The 19,625-nt window shown below is 68.6% G+C and carries 14 protein-coding genes and 3 pseudogenes; 9 read left to right on the top strand and 8 right to left on the bottom strand.

Going from position 1 to position 19,625, the window contains the following annotated elements; genetic code table 11:
* Positions 1-70 precede the first annotated feature (70 nt).
* Both IE325_RS40820 and IE325_RS47315 read left to right on the top strand, forming a co-directional pair.
* Positions 71-1,294, top strand: a complete 1,224-nt coding sequence (locus IE325_RS40820; RefSeq protein ID WP_190075242.1) for an RNA-guided endonuclease InsQ/TnpB family protein — start codon at positions 71-73, stop codon at positions 1,292-1,294.
* Positions 1,198-1,506: an AbfB domain-containing protein gene (locus IE325_RS47315; RefSeq protein ID WP_268256391.1), complete on the top strand. Its 309-nt coding sequence runs from the start codon at positions 1,198-1,200 to the stop codon at positions 1,504-1,506. The genes IE325_RS40820 and IE325_RS47315 overlap by 97 nt, the downstream gene beginning before the upstream one ends.
* A gap of 71 nt (positions 1,507-1,577) precedes the next feature.
* Here the strand turns inward: IE325_RS47315 and IE325_RS40810 are convergent, their stop codons facing one another.
* Positions 1,578-4,844, bottom strand: a complete 3,267-nt coding sequence (locus IE325_RS40810) for a LamG-like jellyroll fold domain-containing protein (protein ID WP_190075241.1) — start codon at positions 4,842-4,844, stop codon at positions 1,578-1,580.
* Positions 4,845-5,149: 305 nt separating this feature from the next.
* On the opposite strand from IE325_RS40810, the gene IE325_RS40805 reads away from it, so the two are divergent.
* The gene (locus IE325_RS40805; RefSeq protein ID WP_190075240.1) at positions 5,150-6,220 is read left to right on the top strand and encodes a glycoside hydrolase family 43 protein; all 1,071 of its coding nucleotides are present in this window, start codon (positions 5,150-5,152) and stop codon (positions 6,218-6,220) included.
* A gap of 7 nt (positions 6,221-6,227) precedes the next feature.
* Here the strand turns inward: IE325_RS40805 and IE325_RS46455 are convergent.
* Positions 6,228-6,412: pseudogene (locus IE325_RS46455) on the bottom strand (MFS transporter); the annotation flags it as partial.
* Positions 6,413-6,415: 3 nt separating this feature from the next.
* Between IE325_RS46455 and IE325_RS40800 the strand changes: the two are divergent.
* Positions 6,416-6,562: pseudogene (locus IE325_RS40800) on the top strand (IS5/IS1182 family transposase); the annotation flags it as partial.
* A 15-nt stretch (positions 6,563-6,577) separates the two neighbouring features.
* Here IE325_RS40800 and IE325_RS40795 read toward each other — a convergent pair.
* The 3 genes and pseudogenes from IE325_RS40795 to IE325_RS40785 form a co-directional block, all read right to left on the bottom strand.
* Entirely contained in the window at positions 6,578-6,880 is a 303-nt protein-coding gene (locus tag IE325_RS40795; RefSeq protein ID WP_190075239.1) for a hypothetical protein, read from the bottom strand.
* 89 nt (positions 6,881-6,969) lie between these two features.
* Positions 6,970-8,185, bottom strand: a pseudogene (locus tag IE325_RS40790) (MFS transporter); the annotation flags it as partial.
* Between the two features lie 186 nt (positions 8,186-8,371).
* Positions 8,372-9,478 carry a LacI family DNA-binding transcriptional regulator gene (locus tag IE325_RS40785; protein ID WP_190075238.1) on the bottom strand — a complete coding sequence of 369 codons (1,107 nt, stop codon included), beginning with the start codon at positions 9,476-9,478 and terminating at the stop codon, positions 8,372-8,374.
* A 260-nt stretch (positions 9,479-9,738) separates the two neighbouring features.
* Here IE325_RS40785 and IE325_RS40780 point away from each other — a divergent pair, with 260 nt between their 5' ends.
* The 4 genes from IE325_RS40780 (at position 9,739) to IE325_RS40765 (ending at position 14,862) form a co-directional block, all read left to right on the top strand.
* The gene (locus IE325_RS40780) at positions 9,739-11,100 is read left to right on the top strand and encodes an extracellular solute-binding protein (RefSeq protein WP_190075237.1); all 1,362 of its coding nucleotides are present in this window, start codon (positions 9,739-9,741) and stop codon (positions 11,098-11,100) included.
* A 21-nt stretch (positions 11,101-11,121) separates the two neighbouring features.
* A complete protein-coding gene (locus IE325_RS40775) occupies positions 11,122-12,072 on the top strand; it encodes a carbohydrate ABC transporter permease (protein ID WP_190075236.1) in 951 nt (316 codons plus the stop codon).
* Positions 12,073-12,074: 2 nt separating this feature from the next.
* On the top strand, positions 12,075-12,974 hold the full coding sequence (locus tag IE325_RS40770) for a carbohydrate ABC transporter permease (protein ID WP_190075235.1): 900 nt from the start codon (positions 12,075-12,077) through the stop codon (positions 12,972-12,974).
* A 64-nt stretch (positions 12,975-13,038) separates the two neighbouring features.
* Positions 13,039-14,862, top strand: a complete 1,824-nt coding sequence (locus IE325_RS40765) for a glycoside hydrolase family 2 protein (protein ID WP_190075234.1) — start codon at positions 13,039-13,041, stop codon at positions 14,860-14,862.
* A 382-nt stretch (positions 14,863-15,244) separates the two neighbouring features.
* On the opposite strand, the gene IE325_RS40760 is transcribed toward IE325_RS40765, so the two are convergent.
* The 3 genes from IE325_RS40760 to IE325_RS40750 form a co-directional block, all read right to left on the bottom strand.
* The gene (locus IE325_RS40760; RefSeq protein ID WP_190075233.1) at positions 15,245-16,495 is read right to left on the bottom strand and encodes a glycoside hydrolase family protein; all 1,251 of its coding nucleotides are present in this window, start codon (positions 16,493-16,495) and stop codon (positions 15,245-15,247) included.
* A 149-nt stretch (positions 16,496-16,644) separates the two neighbouring features.
* Complete coding sequence (locus tag IE325_RS40755; RefSeq protein ID WP_190075232.1) at positions 16,645-16,788, bottom strand: hypothetical protein; 144 nt, start codon at positions 16,786-16,788, stop codon at positions 16,645-16,647.
* Between the two features lie 89 nt (positions 16,789-16,877).
* Positions 16,878-17,378, bottom strand: a complete 501-nt coding sequence (locus tag IE325_RS40750; RefSeq protein ID WP_229912409.1) for a transposase family protein — start codon at positions 17,376-17,378, stop codon at positions 16,878-16,880.
* A gap of 377 nt (positions 17,379-17,755) precedes the next feature.
* On the opposite strand from IE325_RS40750, the gene IE325_RS40745 reads away from it, so the two are divergent.
* Entirely contained in the window at positions 17,756-19,177 is a 1,422-nt protein-coding gene (locus IE325_RS40745; RefSeq protein WP_190075231.1) for a family 43 glycosylhydrolase, read from the top strand.
* Positions 19,178-19,625 lie beyond the last annotated feature (448 nt).

Below are 19,625 nucleotides of genomic sequence, written 5' to 3'. Positions count from 1 at the left end.
CACGGCAGGCCGCCGACCAATTCTGATCTCCGGCATCTCGCCTGTAGTCCACGTGTGTACGGTGGCTCTCATGCAGCTTCGGTACAGCTTTCGTCTGTACCCGGATCATGCCCAACGCGGCGCGATGGCACGGGCGTTCGGGTGCGCCCGCGTCGTGTTCAACGACGCCGTGCGCGCCCGTGCGGACGCCAGAGCGGCGGGAGGCCCGTTCCCGAAAGCCGGGGAGCTGTCCACGCGCCTGATCACCCAGGCCAAGCAGACCGAGGCCCGCTCCTGGCTGGGCGAGGTCTCCGCGGTCGTGCTCCAGCAGTCCCTGCGCGATGCCGAGACCGCATACAGGAACTTCTTTGCTTCCCTCAGGGGCGAGCGCGAGGGGCCCAAGCTGGGGGCGCCGAGGTTCAAGTCCCGCAGGGATGCCCGGCAGTCGATCCGGTTCACCGCCAACGCCCGCTGGTCGATCACCGACAGCGGACGGCTGAGCCTGCCGAAGATCGGGACCGTCAAGGTGAAGTGGTCGCGCACCTTGCCCACCACCCCCACCTCCGTGACCGTGCTCCAGGACGCGGCCGGGAGGTACTTCGCCTCGTTCGTCATCGACACCGACCCGGACGCCGACGCAGCCCGTATGCCCGATACCGACCAGCAGAGCGGCATCGACCTGGGGCTGACGCACTTCGCGATCCTCGACGACGGCACGAAGACCGACTCCCCGCGGTTTTTGCGCCGCGCGGAGAAGAAGCTCAAGAAGGCCCAGCGGGAGCTGTCCCGCAAACAGAAGGGATCCAAGAACCGGAACAAGGCCCGCCTGAAGGTCGCCCGCGCCCATGCTCAAGTTGCCGACGCGCGCCGTGAATTTCACCACCAGCTCTCCACGAAGCTGATCCGCGAGAACCAAGCCATCGGCGTGGAGGACCTGGCGGTGAACGGACTGGCACGCACCAGACTGGCCAAGAGTGTGCACGATGCGGGCTGGTCACAGTTCGTGGCCATGCTCGTCTACAAGGCCGACCGGTATGGGCGTACCCTGATCAAGATCGGCCGGTTCGTGCCGACCAGTCAGACCTGCTCGTACTGTGACCACGTGGATGGACCCAAACCCGTCCACATCCGGGAATGGACCTGCCCCGCGTGCGGAGCCCTCCTCGACCGGGACATCAACTCCGCACGCAACGTGAAAAAGGCCGCCGGACTGGCGGCATCGGCCTGTGGAGCGCCGATAAGACCAGAATCCGTTCTGGCACAGCGCAACGAAGCAGGAAGCCACGGATTCCCTCCCGAAGCCCCTGCCGCGTAGCGGCACAGCAACGAGAGAGAAGGCCAGAATCCTCGGGCTTCAGCCGAGGAGCAAGTCAAAGCTTCGAGTCGCGCAACTGCCTCGACGAGTATTTGTGCCACTACTACGCCGAGTTGTGGCTGGCCACCCCGGGCGGCACCCACACCTGGGACAACCCCGCGCTCTTAACAGAGGACACCACCTGGGCCGTAGAAGCCCGGTGGGCACCGTGACCGAGGGATAGCGAACTGAGTGGGCCCGGCAGGGAAGTGCCATCCGCCGGGCCCATTCGTCGCCGCTTCCGCTACGGCTTCTCGTCCGTATAGAGGGCGCTCACCTCCTCGGCGGTGAGGGCCTTGTCATAGGCGTGGACCCCGTCGACCGCGCCGTTCCAGAAGTCCGTGTCGTTGCCGCCCCATTGGGCGCGGCCGACGGACAGGGAGCCGGTGCTGGGGTAGGCCGCGCCGCCGGTGGCGGTCGCCGCCGGCTTGCCGTCGACGTAGAGCTGGATGGTGTTGTCGGCGCTGTCGCGGACGCCGACCAGGTGGTACCAGCGGCCCTTCTCCGGCGTGGTCACCAGGCGGGCACGGCTCTCGCCCGGGGTGCTGAAGGCGAACGCGCCCTGCCCGTACTGGAGATAGAACGGGCTGGCCTGGCGCCGGGTGTCCTGGCTGACCGCGGTGGCGTAGTTGCCGGGGAGCTCGTCGAGCCGGACCCAAGCGGACACCGAGTAGCTTCCGGTGGTGTCGAGCACCGGTCCGTCGGTCTCGGCGTACTGGCCGTCGCCGTCGAACTTCAGCGCGCTGCCGCTGACTCCGGGCGTCCAAGTGGTGCCCGTGGAGAGCGTCAGGGGCTTGGCGTTCGGGCCGTCGTCCTTCGCCGTGGTCCCGGTGCCCTCGTCGAGGGCCCAGTGACCGCCACCCTTGAGGGGCTGCCGCTCGCCCGCTGCGGCACCGGCGGCGATGACCTTGCGGTTGATCTCACGGACCCGGACCGGGTCGACCTTGATCTCCCGACGGTCGTACGTGTACAGGCCGTTGAGCTCGTTCTCCAGGTCGGAGATCTGGGTGTAGATCGAACCGGACAGCTCGGCTCCGGCCTGGTCGAGGTAGAACTTCTCGGTGTTCTCGACGTACTTGCGGGTCAGCGCCTCCTTGTCGTTGACACCGCTGTAGATCACCGTCGGCGCGCCCGGCCACATGTGCCCGGGGGTGCGCAGGGTGAAGCCGCCGTGCTCACCGTCCATCGCGGCCCGCTTGTCGTCGGGGAACGGCGGGTCCTCGTTGTTGTAGTCGTGGTGGTCGATGATGTCGCCCTTGCCGGAATCGCCCTTGGAGTTGCAGCAGTTGACACCGCTGTGGGCGCTGACGACACGGGACGGGTCGGCTTCCTTCACGGCCTCCGCGATCTTGCCGGTCTCGGTGCGGTCCCACTCGCCCCAGCCCTCGTTGAAGACGATCCAGCCGATCACGGACGGCGCGTTGTGGTGCTCCCGCATCATCTCCCGGCCCTGGTCGACGAAGGCGCGCTGCCCGGTCTCGTTGGTGATGTTGCCGGAGACGAAGTCCTGCCAGACCAGCAGGCCGAGCTTGTCGGCGTGGTAGAACCAGCGCGCGGGCTCCACCTTGATGTGCTTGCGCACGGCGTTGAAGCCGAGTTCCTTGTGCGCCTTCAGGTCGAAGGCCAGGGCCTCGTCGCTCGGCGCGGTGTACAGGCCGTCGGGCCAGAAGCCCTGGTCGAGGGTGGCGAGGGAGAAGACCGGCTTGCCGTTGAGCACCAGTTTCTGGAAGCCGCCGACCTTCGCGATGCCTATCTTGCGCATACCGAAGTAGCTGCCGACCTTGTCGGTCGACCTGCCGTCGGTGAGTTTGACGTCGAGGTCGTAGAGGTAGGGGTCGTCCGGGCTCCACAGGTGCTGGTTGGCGACCGGCAGCCGCAGCTGCTTGTTGGCCGGTCCGCTCACCCTGCCCACGACGTTGCCGCGCTTGTCGCGCGCGACGGCCTCGACCCGGGCCCCGGAGGACGCCTTGCCCGACTCCACCGTCACCGCGAGGCTGCTCGTGTCGATGTCGGGCGTGGAGACAACGTTATCGATCGCGGCGTTCGCGACCGGCTCCATCCAGACGGTCTGCCAGATGCCCGACGACTGGGTGTAGAAGATGCCGCCCGGGTTGGTGGACTGCTTGCCCATCGGCTGGTCGGCGCCGCCGGTGTCGGTGACCGCGACCACGACCTCCTGCGGCCCGCTGCCCTTCAGCGCGTCGGTGATGTCGGCGCTGAACGCGTCGTAGCCGCCGGTGTGTTCGGCGACCTTCGTGCCGTTGACGAAGACACGTGCCCGGTAGTCCACCGCGCCGAAATTCAGCTTCAGCCGGTTGCCCTTGCCGACCTTCCAGTCCCTCGGGACGTCGACCAGCCTGCGGTAGAACATGTGGTCTTCGTGCCGCTCAAGACCCGAGAGCTGCGACTCCACCGGATACGGCACGGTGATCTTCTCGTCCAGGTCCTTGCCGAACACCGGCTGCTCGCCGGCCTCGGCGCCGCTGAACTGCCAAGGACCGTTGAGGTTCTTCCACTTGGAGCGCACCTGCTGCGGACGCGGGTACTCCGGCAGCGGGTTCCGCTTGTCGACCTTGTCGCCCCACTTGGTGGTGAGACGGTGGGTGGAGGCGTTGTCGGCGTAGCGGATGACCTTCGGAACGGTCTCGCCGCCCGACGTCAAGCCGCCCTCGCCGTCGTACGTGACCCGGACCTGCTGGTTCTTCTGGATGGGCTCGGCGAGCGTCACGAGCAGGGAGTTGCGGTCGCCGGGAGCGACGGTGGCCGACTTCAGGGGCATGGCCGTGGTGTCGGCCTCGACCTTCAAGTGGTCCTTGACCGCCTGGAGTTGACCGACCCGGCCCCCGAAACGGGCCCGTAGGCGGCGTCCGTCCGCGGCCACGGACAGCTCCACCGGGTACACCTCGAAGCCCTCGGGCGGGGTGAACGCCGACATCGGCACGAGCTGCTTGGACAGGCCCGGGCCGGCCCAGCGCAGGAACATGTTGGCGCCGCCGAAGTCCTGGAACATCTCCAGCCGGAAGTCGTGCTTCTCGCCCGCGTTCAGCCGGATCGCGGCGCTGGTCTGCTCCCGGTCCCAGTCCGGCTCCCAGTGGTCGATGACCGGTTCGCCGTCGATGTAGAGGCGGAAGCCGTTGTCGCCGATGGCGTAGAAGGTGTAGTCGCCGGTGGCGGGTGCCTCGATCTGGCCCGTCCAACGAGCGGTCGTGTGCTCCGTCCTGCCGTTCAGCTCCTGGAAGGTGCTGGTCAGACCGGAGAAGTTGATCTGTGGGTCGAGCAGCGTGCCACCGAGTTCGGCGAAGTCCCGTGCGCCGGGGGCCGACATGCTGAAGTACTCGCCCTTCAGGCCGTGCACCTCGACGTCGGCCGCCTCGACGGAGAGCGCCGAGGCGCTGCCGGTCGGCTCCGCTGCCGACGCGGTGGCGGCCAGACCGCTCGGGGGCACGACGAGAGCGGCCGTGGCCAGCAGCGCCCAGAGTCTGGTCCGTGGGCGGATGTGTTGTCTTGTCATCGAACCCTTCCTCGCACAGAGACCGCGGACCGGGGCCGGTCGGCTGGGAAGACCAGGCCGCAGGCATGACGGAAGACCGGTACGGACGCGGTCGGGCGGCTCTTTCAACGTTGGAAATCTTGCGACAGCCGAAATGACAGCACGGCCCCCGGCCGCTGTCCAGACTTTTCGCACCACCCTCTCGGGGCGTCATCCGAGGGCCAGTTGTGACCCGTGGCCCTCCATGGGATTGACATGTTCGCGGCTCACAACAATGCTCCTTGAGACTTGTTCCATCGATGGAAATCGGGGGCGCCGAGGTGACCATGAAACTTCCGCGCCGGATCACCGGCGCCGCGGCCGTGCTCCTGTCCGGCGTCCTCGCCGCCGTGCTGTCCCTGACCGCCGCCGAGCCCGCCCGTGCGGGTCAGACGAGTCTGCGGGCCGCGGACCCGAGCGTGCTCAGGGTCGGCGGCACCTATGTCTCGGTGCAGTCGGCCGGTGGGGGCATCGTCGTGCGGCAGGCTCCGTCCACGGACGCTCTGGCGTCGGCGCCCGCCCGGCAGGTCTGGTCCGACACCCGTGACCGCGGCGAGGTCTGGGCCCCCGAGATCGTGCGGGACGGCGGCCGTTACTACATCTACTTCTCGGCGGGCCGCGGTCCGGCCCACCGGATGTACGTCATCAGCTCGGCCGCCCCCGACAGCGGATACACCGCCGAGACCGAACTGGCCCTGCCGGACGGCAAATGGGCCATCGACGGAACCCTGTTCACCTTCAACGGACAGCGCTGGTTCGTGTGGTCCGGCTGGGCCGGCGACACCAACGTCGAGCAGAACCTCTACATCGCCCGTATGAGCAGCCCGACCACTCCGACCGGCGCGCGCCACATCATCTCGCAGCCCCGGGAGAGCTGGGAGCGGGTGGTCGGCAACCCGTTCATCAACGAGGCCCCCGAGGCCATCAAGGACCCCAACGGCCAACTGCACATCGTGTACTCCGCCAACGGCAGCTGGAGCGAGCAGTACTGCCTCGCCGACCTGCGGCTGCGCGCCGGGGGAGACCCGACGTACGTGTGGGACTGGTACAAGTCCAACGGCTGCCTGTTCGGCTCCAACCACGCCACGATGATGGCCGGCTGGGACCCGACGCTGTACGTCAACGGCCCCGGCCACCACAGCTTCGTCCTGCTCGACGGCGACATCGGCACCAGCCCGCCCGCCGGCCCCAGGTTCCCGCTGATGTTCCACGCGGTCCCCAAGGGGACGCCGTACGCGTGGGAGAACCGCTACTGGTACACCGGCACGTTCTGCTGGTGGGGCAACACCACCTACAGCCGCGCCAACGTCCCCGGCGAGAACACGAACACCGGCTGGAGCCTGAAGTTCTTCGAGTAGGCGACCCTCAGAACCGCGGTGCCGGTGCCTGGTCCTCCACCAGCTCGGCAGCCTCCTCCAGCGTGGCGCGACCGACGGCCGCGAACCCGCCAGTGGTTGACCCGCCGTCTCCTTCATGCAGGCCACGGCGATCACACCGACCACGGATGCGGCCATGACGTAGTACGCGGGCATCAGGTCGGTGCCCGTCACGTCGCCCGGTACAAGAAGCGCAATACCGTCGAGAGGGCTATCAACAAACTGAAGAACTTGCGTGCCGTTGCGACCCGTTACGACAAGCGCGGATACGTCTTCCTCGGCACCGTCACCGCGGCGGCCCTGGTCATCTGGCTCCGCGCATGACCGCGTGCAACGACGTCAGCTCACCGAGGCGCCCGGTGCCAACGCCAGGCCCGCTGCCGCGAGGAAGTCCTCAAGGCTGATGGCACCACTACCGGTGCCGTCGTCCCATTCGGTCAGGAGCCCCGAGAGGCCCTCGTTCCAAGAGTCTGAAGTGTCGGCATCAGGGTCCGGGCCAGGATGCCACTCGACGCAGCCCTCGCCATGCCGGTATCGGAGATACAAGTACTGGCCGTCTACCGTCCAGGCATCCCACTGCGACGGGCAGGCAGAACACGTCTGCACAACCCGCACCAGCTTCCGGCCCTCATCCGTATCCATCCGAGGATGGTCGCGCACGAGCAGACCCGGGGCAATCCAGTTCAGGCTGCCGTCACAGGTGCCTTAAGTAGCGGTCAGACACACGCCGCCAGTGATCGGCTGGACAGCTCCATGGTGCCGAGCAGGCACACCATCGACAGCCCCAGCATCAGCGTCGCCGCCGACACCAGGCTGCCCTGCCTGACCAGCAGGAACGCCGGGAGGGACAGGACGAGGAAGCCGAGCATGCCGGCCATCAGCAGCGGCTTGCGGCCCAGCCTGTCGCAGAGCCGTCCCACCTGGTTGATGATCGCCATCAGCACGGCCATCGTGGCGATCAGGATCAGCAGGCCGTGCGTCTCGGAGTAGCCCATCTCGTCCGAGAGGTACGTCGGCATGTACGACAGGAGCATGTAGTCGCCGATGTTGTAGGCACCGACGAGGCAGATGCAGAGGATCAGGGTCGGCCAGTACTCGCGGAAGATCTTCGCCAGGTCGCCCTTGGCGGTCGTCTCGACCACGGAGGCAGCATCGGAGGCGCGGTGCAGGGACTCGTCCTCCAGCCTCTGGAACGCGGGCGTCTCGTCCAGCCTCAGCCGGAGATGGAGACCGACCAGCCCGAGCGGACCGGCGACCAGGAACGGCACCCGCCAACCCCAGGACTCCATGCCGCCACTGCCCAGCAGCGAGGTCATGACCGTGACCAGCCCCGCGGCGCCGACGTACCCGGCCAGCGTGCCCAACTCCAGGAAACTGCCGTAGAAACCGCGTCGTTTGTCCGGTGCGTACTCGGCGATGAACGTGGACGCGCCGCCGTACTCACCGCCCGTGGAGAAGCCCTGGACGAGCCGGAAGAAGATCAGCAGAACCGGGGCCCAGAAGCCGATCGCGGCGTACGACGGGCTCAGGCCGATGGCGCAGGTACCGATCGCCATCATGATCATCGTGAGGGCGAGGACCTTCTTGCGGCCGACCTTGTCGCCCATCGGGCCGAAGACCATGCCGCCGATCGGGCGCACCAGGAAGGACACCGCGAAGTCGCGAACGACGACAGCAGCTGCACGGTGTCGGTGCTGGAGGGGAAGAAGACGTGACCGATGGTGACCGCGAGATAGCTGTAGATCCCGAAGTCGAACCACTCCATGGCGTTTCCGAGCGCGGCCGCTTTCACCGCCCGCCTCACGGCCGCCTCGTCGGTGACGCTGATGTCGGTGCGCGGGAGCGGAGGGTTCTTGCGCCGCTGCACCGCCTGAAGAGCAGCCTGTGGCGCCTTACCGCCGCCGGGTCCAGTTCGGCCTCGACCGGATCGGAGTCGCTGACCGCCATGAGCGGGATCCCTTCCGCCGAGCATCGGTGCCGACACGATCGACTGCTCGCCCGAGACTCTTGCCGACGCGTCGATCGATCAGCGCGATCGCAGCCACGCCCTGCCCGGGTACCCCGACGCCCTCTCGTGTCCCACGACCGGGAGATCGCTGCGGCGGGCCCGCTCGACTGTTGAGGGGCGAGGCGTCATTCGCGTCCGGCAGCGCCCTGCCCCTGACGGTCCCAGCCTGCCTCCGAACGCAGCACTCCGCTGACCCCTTCCGTGCTCTCCCGAAGCACCAGCCGATGCGCCACCACGAGGTCCTGAGGTGACCGCACGACGGTCGAGGAGGCGTCCGTCGAGGCGGATCCCATGGCCTCGTCCATCCGGCGTTGCAGGAGTTCGACGGCGACCTGGGCGACCGCGGCCTTGTCGGGGGCGACGGTGCTGAGCGTGGGGACGCTGAAGCGTCCGGCCTCGACGTCGTCGAAGCCGATGACGGCGACTTCCTCGGGAACCCGGATGCCGTGCTCGTGCAGGGTGCGCAGCGCGCCCAGCGCCAGCTGGTCGTTGAGGCACAGCAGGGCGTCGGGGCGGGCGCCCTCGCTCAGTGCCCGGGCCAGCGACTCGGCGCCGTCGGGCGTCCGGAAGGACTCGACGGGCAGGAGGGCGGCCGGGTCGTAGGCGACGCCCGCTTCGGCGAGTGCGGCGCGGTAGCCGCGGGTACGGGCCTCGGCCGTGCCCAGGCGCGCGTCGTCGCGTCCGCCGATGACCATGATGGAGCGGCGGCCGAGGCCGAGCAGGTGCTCGGTGGCTTCCCGTGCCGCTTTCTCGTTGTCGATGGCGACGTGGTCGGCGCCTTCCTCCAGCAGTTCGCCGATCAGCACGGTGGGCGGTGCACCCGCACTGTCGCGCAGGTCGTCGGAGGTGAGGGCGAGCGGGCTGAGGATGACTCCGTCGACGAAACTGGAGCCGAACCCGGTCAGTGCCGCCAGCTCGTGATCGCGGTCCGCGCCGGTCTGGTGGATCAGCACCGTCAGGGAGCGCCGCTCCGCCTCGCGGATGACGTGCCGGGCGAGCTCGGCGAAGTAGGGGACGTCCAGTTCGGGGATGACGAGCGCGATGATGCCGGTGCGGCCCTGGCGCAGATGGCGACCGGCCAGGTTCACCTTGTATCCGAGTTCCTCGATGGCATCGCGGACGGCACGTCTGGTCCGGTCGGAGACGTGGGTGTAGTCGTTGATGACGTTGGAGACCGTCTTCTCCGACACGCCCGCGAGCCGCGCGACGTCCTTGATCCTTGGTCGTGCCACCGGAACCTCCCTGCCCCTCAGCGCTGCTGAGTTTATGTCCCGGCAGGTCGCGGATCGGCGGTGCGTCCACCCGGCCCGTTCGGCCCCCGATTTCCGGCCGCGCCTCCTGGCTCTTTACAGCCAATGTACATCGATGTAAAAACTAGCCATCGCATCGGCTCGACCGGTGCGCCCCCGCCTGGCCCAGGCGGTGGACCGCCCTTGAGACGGCTGGTCCACCGTCGGTCCGGCATGCGTGTCCGGCCGTCGGAAGGTCCGCGATGTTCACCCGCTTCTCCGCTTCACCACCAACGCCCGCACCCGCTGCGGCACCTGCTCTCACCCGCCGCCGACTGCTGCGCGACGGCACCGCCGCCGCGGGTGCGCTGCTCGCCGCAGGCCCGCTGTCCGGCTGCGCCTCACCGGCCGCGGCCGACGCCTCGGCGCTGAGCGTCTGGGATCTGTTCCAGGGCGGCGACGGCATGCTGATGGACGACATGATCAAGGCCGCCTCCAAGGGCCCCCAGGGGTTCGAGGTGGAGCGGACGATCCTGGACTGGGGCCCCTCGTACTACACCAAGCTGGCCATGTCGGCCGCCGGCGGCCGGGCCTCCGACGTCGCGATCCTGCACCTGTCCCGACTGGCTGGCTATGCGCCCGGCGGCCTCCTCGACCCCTTCGACCTGGACCTGCTCGCCGAATTCGGCGTCAGCGAGAAGGACTTCGCACCGGCCGTCTGGTCCCGGACGCGGCACGAGAACACCGTCTACGCCATCCCGCTCGACGTCCACCCCTTCATCGTGTTCTACGACAAGGAGGCCGCCGACAAGGCCGGACTCCTCGACTCCTCCGGTGAACTGGCCCCGATGGGCTCCCCGGACGCCCTGCTCGACGCCGGCAAGGCGCTCGCGAAGGCGACCGGACAGAAGGGCATCCTGTTCGGCCACGTCACCGACACGGCCCAGAACTGGCGGCAGTTCGCCGCCCTCTACGCCCAGACCGGCTCCGCCTTCACCCTGCCGGACGGCGGCCCACCGCAGATCGACGTCGACGCCGCCATCCACGTGGTCACCTTCATGCAGCAGCTCTTCGACGGCCGCACCAACCCCAACAACCTGGACTACAACGGCGCGACGGCCGGATTCATCGGTGGCCGCGGCGGCATGATCATGACCGGCGAGTGGGAGCTGCCCACGCTGAAGAAGTCCGGCATCCCGCTCGGCGCCGCCCCGTTCCCCCAGGTCTTCGACAAGCCGGGCGTCTACACCGACAGCCACAGCTTCGTCCTCCCGCATCAGGAGAACCCCGATCCGCAGCGGCGCCGCGAGGCACACCGGTACATCGCGGCCATGGTCAAGCAGAGCCTCACCTGGGCGAGCGCCGGTCACATCCCCGCCTACCAGCCCGTGCTCGCAGAACCGGAGTACGCCGCCCTCGACCCGCAGTCCTCCTACGCGGACGCCGGCGAGGTGGCGGTGCTCGACCCGCCGAACTGGTTCGCCGGGGCCGCATCGAACTTCCAGAACCGGATGTGCCAGCCCCTGCAGGCGGCACTGCTGGGCAACACCTCCGCCGAGAAGGCGGTGCGCCAGATGGTCCGCGAGGCGGACACGCTGCTCCGGCAGCCCAACCCGGTGGCCTGACGAGCAGAAGGAGTGACCCACGTGACCACCACCGCACCTCCCGGCACCGGCACCCTGACCGGCCCGGCCTCCGACCGCCCCGGCGGACTGCGCCGTATCGGCCTCAAGGGCGGCCGCACCGCCAAGGGCCCCGGCCTCGCCTTCGTCCTGCCGTTCGCGCTCGTCTTCGCCCTGTTCCTGGTGTGGCCCATCGTGCACGGGCTCTGGATGAGCTTCACCGACAGCTCACTGACCCTGCACGACACGGCCTTCGTCGGCTTCGACAACTACACCGAGGCGTTCGGCGACCCCGACGTCTGGAGCAGCCTCGGCAACACGGTCGTCTTCACCGCCATCTCCAGCGTCCCGCTGGTGCTGATCGCACTGGCGATGGCCCTGCTGGTGCACAGCGGCCTCGCCGGGCAATGGGCCTGGCGTCTGGCCTTCTTCGCCCCCTACCTGCTGCCCGTCACCGTCGTGACGCTCATCTGGACCTGGCTCTACCAGCCCGAACTCGGCTTTGCCAACCAGTTCCTCGACACCCTCGGCATGGCGCCCGTCGGCTGGCTCTCCGACGAGTCCGTCGCCATGTGGTCGATCGCCGCCCTCACAGTCTGGTGGACGGTCGGCTTCAACTTCCTGCTCTACCTCGCCGCCCTCCAGTCCCTGCCTTCAACCTTCTACGAGGCGGCGGCACTGGACGGCGCCGGCGCCTGGCGGCGCCTGTGGTCCATCACCCTGCCGCAGCTGCGCCGGACCACCGCACTGGTCGCCATGCTGCAAGTCCTCGCCTCGCTCAAGGTGTTCGACCAGATCTACATCCTCACCAAGGGCGGCCCGAACGCCTCCACCCGCCCGGTCCTGGAATACGTCTACGACGTCGGCTTCACCGGCTACCGGCTCGGCTACGCCTCCGCCGTCTCCTACCTCTTCTTCGCCCTCGTCATCGTCGTCTCGCTAGTGCAACTGCGTCTCTTCCGCCAGGAGGACTGACCGTGTCCGCCACCGCAACACCCCTTCGCCCGCGGCGCCGTCCCCCCTTGGCGCCCGCCGAACCCTCCCTGGTCCTCGGCCACGGCCGGCTGCCGCGCGTCCTGGCCGGCACCGCGCTGGCCGTCCTCGCCGCCGTCTGGCTGCTGCCGTTCATCTGGGCCGTCGCCACCTCGGTGCAGAGCGAGCAGGACGCCGCGTCGCCGGGCCTGTCCCCGATCAAAGGCGCCTTCACGACCGAGGCGTACCAGCAGATCCTCGAACGCGGGAACGTCACCGTCTGGGCCTTCAACAGCTTCCTCATCGCAGGCATCGTCACCCTGATCACGGTCGTCGTCTCCACGCTCGCCGCGTACGGCTTCTCGCGCGGCACCTTCCGCGGCCGCCGGACCCTGCTCGCCGTCACCGTCGCCGCGATCCTCGTGCCGCCGCAACTGCTCGTCGTACCGCTCTTCGAGCAGATGCTGTTGTTCAACCTGGTGGACACCTACGCGGCGGTCATCCTGCCGCAGGTCGTCGCGCCCATGATGGTCTTCATCCTCAAGCGCTTCTTCGACGGCATCCCGCGTGAGCTGGAGGACGCGGCCCGCATGGACGGGGCCTCCGAGCTGCGGGTGTTCCTGTCGATCGTGCTGCCGCTGTCGAGGCCGATCGTCGCCGCCGTCGCGATCTTCGTCTTCATCGGGGCGTGGAACAACTTCATGTGGCCGTTCATCGTCACCAACGACCCCGACCTGATGACCCTCCCCGTGGGCCTGGCCACCGTCAAGGACGCCTTCGGCATCCAGTACGCCCAGTCCATGGCGTCCGCGCTGCTGGCGGCGCTGCCTTTGATCGTGGTGTTCCTCTTCTTCCAGCGCCGCATCGTCGACTCCGTGGCCACCACCGGCCTCGGCGGCTCCTGACCCCACCCCCGCCGTACGCACAGGCCGGCGGCCTCCCGCCGGCCCCCGATCGACTGGAGCATGTGTGCCCACCCCCTCCGTACCGCGCCCGGAGTACCCGCGACCGCAGTTCGTGCGACGCGACTGGCTCAACCTGAACGGCGCCTGGCAGTTCGAGACCGACCGAGGGGACAGCGGGCTCGAACGCGGCCTGCTCGGCCGCGAGCTGCGCGACGAGATCCTCGTACCCTTCCCGCCCGAGTCCGAGCTGTCCGGCATCGGTGACACCGACTTCCTGGAGGCCGTCTGGTACCGGCGCGCCCTCACCCTGCCCGCCGAGTGGGCGGGACGCCGCGTGCTGCTGCACTTCGGAGCCGTCGACCATGACACCACCGTGTGGGCCGACGGCAATCAGGTCGCCCGCCACCGCGGCGGCTTCACCCCCTTCACCGCCGACCTCGGCGACATCGCGGGCAGCGGTGAGGAGGTCGTCATCACCGTCCGGGCCCGCGACCCCAAGTCCGGCCCGCAGGCCCGCGGCAAGCAGGCGATCCAGTACGCCAACCACGACTGCAACTACACCCGCGTGACCGGCATCTGGCAGACCGTCTGGCTGGAGCCCGTCCCCGACCTGCACCTGCGGCGCCCCCGCATCACCCCCGACCTCGCCGGCTCCGCCTTCCACCTCGAACTCCCGATCTCCGGCAACCGCCCCGGCCACCGGGTACGTGCCGTCCTCAGCGACGCCGACGGCGAGGTGAGCCGCGCCGAGGCACGCGCCGACCTCGACCTGGCCCCACGCCTGCACCTGCCCGTCCCCGACGACCGGCGCCGCGAGTGGAGCCCCGAGGACCCGCACCTGTACGACCTGCGCCTGGAACTCCTCGACGCGAACGGGCAGATCGTCGACACCGCCGAGAGCTACGCCGGTCTGCGTGCCGTCGGCCTGCGCGGCAAGGCCGTCCTGCTCAACGGCCGCCCCGTCTTCCAACGCCTCGTCCTCGACCAGGGCTGGTACCCGGACGGGCTGATGACAGCGCCGACCGACGAAGCCCTCGTACGCGACATCGAGCTGGCCATGGAGGCCGGCTTCAACGGGGCCCGGCTCCACCAGAAGGTGTTCGAAGAGCGCTTCCTCCACCACGCCGATCGTCTCGGCTACCTGGTCTGGGGCGAGTTCGGCGACTGGGGCTGCGAGATCGGCGGCTCCTCGGGCGACAACCAGCAGCCCGACGCCTCGTACGTCGCCCAGTGGCTCGAAGCCGTCGAACGGGACTACTCCCACCCCTCGATCATCGGCTGGTGCCCGCTCAACGAGACGTACCAGAAGCTCCACGACCGCATCACCCGGCTCGACGACGTCACCCGCGCGATGTTCCTGGCCACGAAGGCCATGGACACCAGCCGCCCGGTGATCGACGCCTCCGGCTACGCCCACCGCGTCGCCGAGACCGACATCTACGACTCACACCACTACGAGCAGGACCCCGAAGCCTTCCGCGAGCTGATGTCGGGGCTGGCGAAGGACGCCCCGTTCGTCAACGCCCATGAGAGCGGCGCCCCTTACTCACTGCCGTACGGCGGACAGCCTTACTTCGTCAGCGAGTTCGGCGGCATCTGGTGGGACCCCGAGGCGGCCGCCGCGCAGTCCGGCGAGGACCGCACCGAGTCCTGGGGCTACGGCGAACGCGTCCGCGACGAGGAGGAGTTCCACGCCCGCTTCACCGGCCTCACCGGCGTACTGCTCGACGACCGTGACATGTTCGGCTACTGCTACACCCAGCTCACCGACGTCTTCCAGGAACGCAACGGCATCTACCGCTTCGACCGCAGCACCAAGCTCGACATCGACCGCATCCGCGCCGCGCAGCAGCGGCCGGCGGCGATCGAGGAGAGGGCGGAGGGCTGAAGCCGCTGCGCAGGCTGATGCCGCCAGTCCGGCGGACGCTGTCACGTTCTTCGCGTCGTTGTGGCCCGGGTCATGCCGGGTGCCGCAGGAGGGACAGGTCCACTCCCGTACGTGAGGGGGCTTGGGTCTGTCTGTCCCGGTGGCCGCAGGCGAAGCACGCCTGACTGGTGGGCTGCGCGTCAGCCACTTGAGCATGGGCACGGGCAACCTGCACCGCCTTTGCTACGGCATCCTTATCTCAAGGTGTCGCGGCCTGCGAGCGGAGACCTGTGCGCCGGAACAGCCGGGCCCGTCCGACCGGCCCACGGGTCGCTCCCCTCGGCCCCGAAGCAGATCCGATTGGGACCGAGGGGAGGCTCAACGCGAGGCGCCGTCCCCACTGTTACGGCAGGCTGCCGGTCGCGAAGTACGCCCGGCAGACCGTGCCCTCGAAGTCGGTGGCGATCTCGAGGACCCGCCTGCCGTCCGCCGACGGCAGCAGCGGTGAGCTGTAGTTCTGGCAGTAGTTCACTTCCGGGTTCGGCACGGTCACCGGTGCGGCGATCGCCGTCCAGGCTCCGCTGCCGTTCCGTGAGTTGGTGAGGACCGTACGTCCGCTGCCCGCGGCGGGTGTGCCGTCCCGGTTGAGCAGGCGCTGCCCGATCAGCAGGATCCGCCCGTCGGCCCCGCCGCCCGGAGTGGGCGCCCAGGCGATGGTCGGGGCGGCACGGAAGTACCTGCCGTCCGCCGTCTCGGGGCGGATGCCGAGGTTGGCGGGGTCACCCCAGTTCCAGCCGTCGGCGGAGGTCCGGTAGTGCACGACGCACTGGTACTGACCGCCGGGATTGCAGATCTCGTAGCTCATGAAGTAGGTGCCGTTCGGCAGCCGCCGCACCACCGGCATGCCGGGCCGGTCGGGCGCCCATGTGCTGGCCACGATGTTGTGGTGACCTTCCCAGTGCACCCCGTCGTAGCTGCGGGCAGCGACGAGTTTCTGGCTGTGTGCAGCGTCGGTCTCGTCGGCGTAGTGGCAGACCAGGGCGCCGTCCGCGGCCACGGAGAACTCCGGTTCCCACAGCCCGCCCGTGCCGTTCGCGACGGCGCAGGACGACAGGTAGGACCAGGTGCGGCCCACGTCGTTGCTCCGCCAGATCCGCAGCGCCATGCGACGGTCCTGCTCGTCCTGGCCGGCTGAGGAGGCCCACAGAAGGGTGCCGGGCGCCAGGGCGCCCACCTGGCGGGGCAGTTCGAACAGGGTGGAGCAGCAGAGTCCCTGGCCCGCTGCGGACTCGGGGTCGGCGACCCTGCCGACCTCGCGGAAGGTCGCCCAGGAGTCCGTGCTCTCGTGGATGGCTCCGATGCCGTTGTTGCCGTCGAAGGTGACGACGCTCGCGAGGACACGCCCGTTGGCGGAGCCGTTATGGGCGAGCCGAATGACCCGCGGGTACAGGCCCGTTCCGTTCCGCAGCGGAGTTCCGGTGGCCGTGAGGGAGGGCGCGGAGGGTGTTGTGTCAAGGGTCGAGGGCGCCGCCGCGTCGGTGGTCAGGGGCGAGGGGGCGGCGGGGGTGGCCGGCAGCAGGCTCAGTAGGCCGGCCAGTGCGAGCGCGAGGAGTCGATGCCGTCCGAGGGCATGCCGAAGTCGCAGGATCACCATGGTGTCCTTCCGGGTGGGGGAGATACGCGCCAGGCTAGAGCGGGATGTACATCGATGTAAACGGGGGCGACGCAGGCCGTTCGTCGAAAGCCGACCGGCCCTCGGCGCAGCAGCAAGAGACGTTCCCGGCCGGGGAATGGCACCACGCGCTACAGGAGCCCGTAGTCCTCGTGACGCTGGTTCAGCCGGCGGGGGAGCCGGGCGGCGAGGAAGTCGTTGAGTCTGCTGACCCGCTGCGAGCTGTGCGCGTCATCCTCGGTCAGGGCGTAGATGTCCGCGGTCCGTGTCGGCACGTCCGGCAGTACACGGACGGGCTCGCCCCGATCGAGATGACGCCCGACGTGCCACCGCGAACGCATGATGATGCCCGCCCCTCCAGGGCTCACCCGGGGACGACGTCACCGTCGTTGCTGGAGAGGCTGCCGCGACGCGGACGCGGATGTGCCGGGTGCCGGCCGTGTCCTCGAACCGCCACACATCCCAGCTGGGCAGCCAGCCGAGCTCCGGCCCGCCCGGCCAGAGCGAGCCCAACTCGCTCCAGGACGTGGTTGAGCCGCATGGTGAACCGCGCATGTGGGGCGGCCAGCCGGGAGAACGGCTCGGCGAACGTCCTGCGCCGACAGCTCGACGAACCGCAGATGAAGCGCCGAACGGTCAACCGGATCACGAAGCCCTGCTCCGCGAGCGGAAGATCCCTCAGCCTGCGCTGATATCGGTCGTGGACCCGGTCCGAGAAGCAGCCGCAATCCGGACACGCCCAGCCGGCCCCGCGGCCTCTCGCCATGACTTCGACCGAGCCGAACGCGGCCGTCACCGCCTCGACATACACATCGTCGATACCGGCGAACACCAACGAGTCCCAGAACGGTGCATCGGTCTGCATGACCAGCACCATCACTGTCCAAAGCCAACAACAGCGGCGGTCGACAGGGACCTGAGGGAGCGTCAATTCTGGTCGTCGGACGACAAGGCGTACGCGGTCTCACGCGAACAGTTCCCACGCAATCGAACTTCGCTGTAACGCTCCGCGACGACTCCCCAAGATCTTTGCCAGAACCCGTTTCCGGGCGACTGTTCGCGGACGGGGACTGACAAATGCATGTTGTGACAGAAGTGTTGACCGGAGTAGGCGCCGAACCTATCTTCTGACCGATTCTACGAACCGCGTTCGATATACCGGCATTGACGGTATCTCCGCACCGCCAGCACCAGAGGGAGCACCCTGTGAGACCAGCGCTTACCCGGCGAACAGTCCTCGGCATGATCGCCGGTTCGGCCGCGGCCACCGTCACTGGTGTCTCGGCCGGTACCGCCCACGCCGCCGTGCCCGCGTCCCCCGGTGTGACGTACACGAACACCATCGCCGAGCAGCGGGCCGACCCGCACATCTTCAAGCACACCGACGGCTTCTACTACTTCACCGCCACGGTTCCGGCGTACGACCGGATCGTGTTGCGCAGGGCCACCACGATCCAGGGGCTGACGGCGGCCCCGGAGACGACCATCTGGACCAAGCACGCCAGCGGTGAGATGGGCGGCTACATCTGGGCTCCGGAGATCCACTTCATCGGCGGCAGGTGGTACATCTACTTCGCCGCCGGCGCCTCGTGGGACGTCTGGAGGATCCGGCCCTACGTGCTGGAGTGCACGGACGCGAACCCGATCACGGGGACCTGGACGGAGAAGGGGCGCATCGTACTGCCGCTGAACACCTTCTCGCTCGACGCGACGACCTTCGCCGTGAACGGCACCCGCTACCTCTCCTGGGCGCAGAACGACCCGGCCGTCGGCCGTGGCACCAACCTTTACATAGCGCAGATGTCCAGCCCGTGGACCATCACCGGCACTCCGGTCATGATCAGTCGGCCGACCGCCTCGTGGGAGACCGCCGGCGCGACGGTCAACGAGGGCCCGGCCGTGATCCAGCGGGGCGGCAAGGTCTTCATGACCTTCTCGGCCGCCGCCACCGACGCCAACTACTGCATGGGGCTGCTGACCGCCTCCGCCTCAGCCGACCTGCTCAGCGCCTCGTCGTGGGCCAAGAACCCGAACCCGGTCTTCGCCAGTTTCGCCGCCACCAGCCAGTACGGCCCCGGGCACAACCAGTTCACGGTCTCCGAGGACGGCAAGTCGGACATCCTCGTCTACCACGACCGCAGTTACAAGGACGTCGTCGGTGACGGCCTCAAGGACCCCAACCGCCGCACCCGCGTCCAGAAGATCTACTGGAAGGCCGACGGCACCCCCGACTTCGGCATCCCGGTCGCCGACGGCCTCACCCCCATCCGGCTCTCCTCGTACAACTACCCCGACCGGTTCATCCGCCACTGGGAGTACCGCGCCAAGATCGAGCCGAACGTCGCGCCGCTCGCCGACTCGCAGTTCCGAGTGGTCACCGGTCTCGCCGGCACCGGCACCGTCTCCCTGGAGTCGGCGAACTTCCCCGGCTACTTCCTGCGTCACAAGAACAACGAGGTGTGGGTGGAGAAGAACGACGGAACGTCGCTGTTCGCCGGCGACGCCTCCTACATGGCCCGGGCCGGCCTCGCGGACTCCGCCGGTGTCTCCTACGAGTCGTACAACCTCCCGGGCCGCTACATCCGCCACTACAACTATCTGCTGTACGTCCAGGCTGTGAGCACGACGACCGCCCGGGCCGACGCCACCTTCTACGCCCAGTGAGCCACAAGTACGGTCCGTTACCCTCCGGAAGGCTCCGACCCCACGGCTCGGAGCCTTCCGCACCAACCGGCACACTGCCACCGCTCGCGTGGCAAATGGCCATTCCCGCGTCCCTCAAGGCCGTGAGGCAGGCTCTGCTCGCTCCTGCGAGTGATCGCGGGCTCGGGCCCTGTACCCGCTCGGTCCTGCGGGTTAGCCGCTTATGCGACCCATTGCGTTGAAGTCCGCCGCCACCGCGGCGGCTGCCGTCCTGCTCCTGACTCCCAGCGCGTCCGCGTCGCCACCCCTAGGCCCCATCAGGCGGGCAACTTCCCTGCCATAGATCCGATGTGTAGCGCTCCCATTCATCGAGTGGGTGGCCCTTCAGGGCTAGCCTATCGCCGCAAGAATCCTTCGACCATTGATTTTTGGATTCTATCGCCTCCGCTACAGACGCGGCCATCGTGGT

The sequence above is a fragment of the Streptomyces lanatus genome (assembly GCF_014655715.1).
Taxonomy (GTDB): domain Bacteria; phylum Actinomycetota; class Actinomycetes; order Streptomycetales; family Streptomycetaceae; genus Streptomyces; species Streptomyces lanatus.
This window is presented reverse-complemented; position numbering and strand designations above follow the sequence as displayed.

Coding starts and splice junctions, on each gene's coding strand:
- IE325_RS40820 (WP_190075242.1), top strand. CDS start 71: ATGCAGCTTCGGTACAGCTTTCGTCTGTACCCGGATCATGCCCAACGC.
- IE325_RS40810 (WP_190075241.1), bottom strand. CDS start 4,844: ATGACAAGACAACACATCCGCCCACGGACCAGACTCTGGGCGCTGCTG.
- IE325_RS40805 (WP_190075240.1), top strand. CDS start 5,150: ATGAAACTTCCGCGCCGGATCACCGGCGCCGCGGCCGTGCTCCTGTCC.
- IE325_RS40795 (WP_190075239.1), bottom strand. CDS start 6,880: ATGGATACGGATGAGGGCCGGAAGCTGGTGCGGGTTGTGCAGACGTGT.
- IE325_RS40780 (WP_190075237.1), top strand. CDS start 9,739: ATGTTCACCCGCTTCTCCGCTTCACCACCAACGCCCGCACCCGCTGCG.
- IE325_RS40760 (WP_190075233.1), bottom strand. CDS start 16,495: ATGGTGATCCTGCGACTTCGGCATGCCCTCGGACGGCATCGACTCCTC.
- IE325_RS40750 (WP_229912409.1), bottom strand. CDS start 17,378: ATGCAGACCGATGCACCGTTCTGGGACTCGTTGGTGTTCGCCGGTATC.
- IE325_RS40745 (WP_190075231.1), top strand. CDS start 17,756: ATGATCGCCGGTTCGGCCGCGGCCACCGTCACTGGTGTCTCGGCCGGT.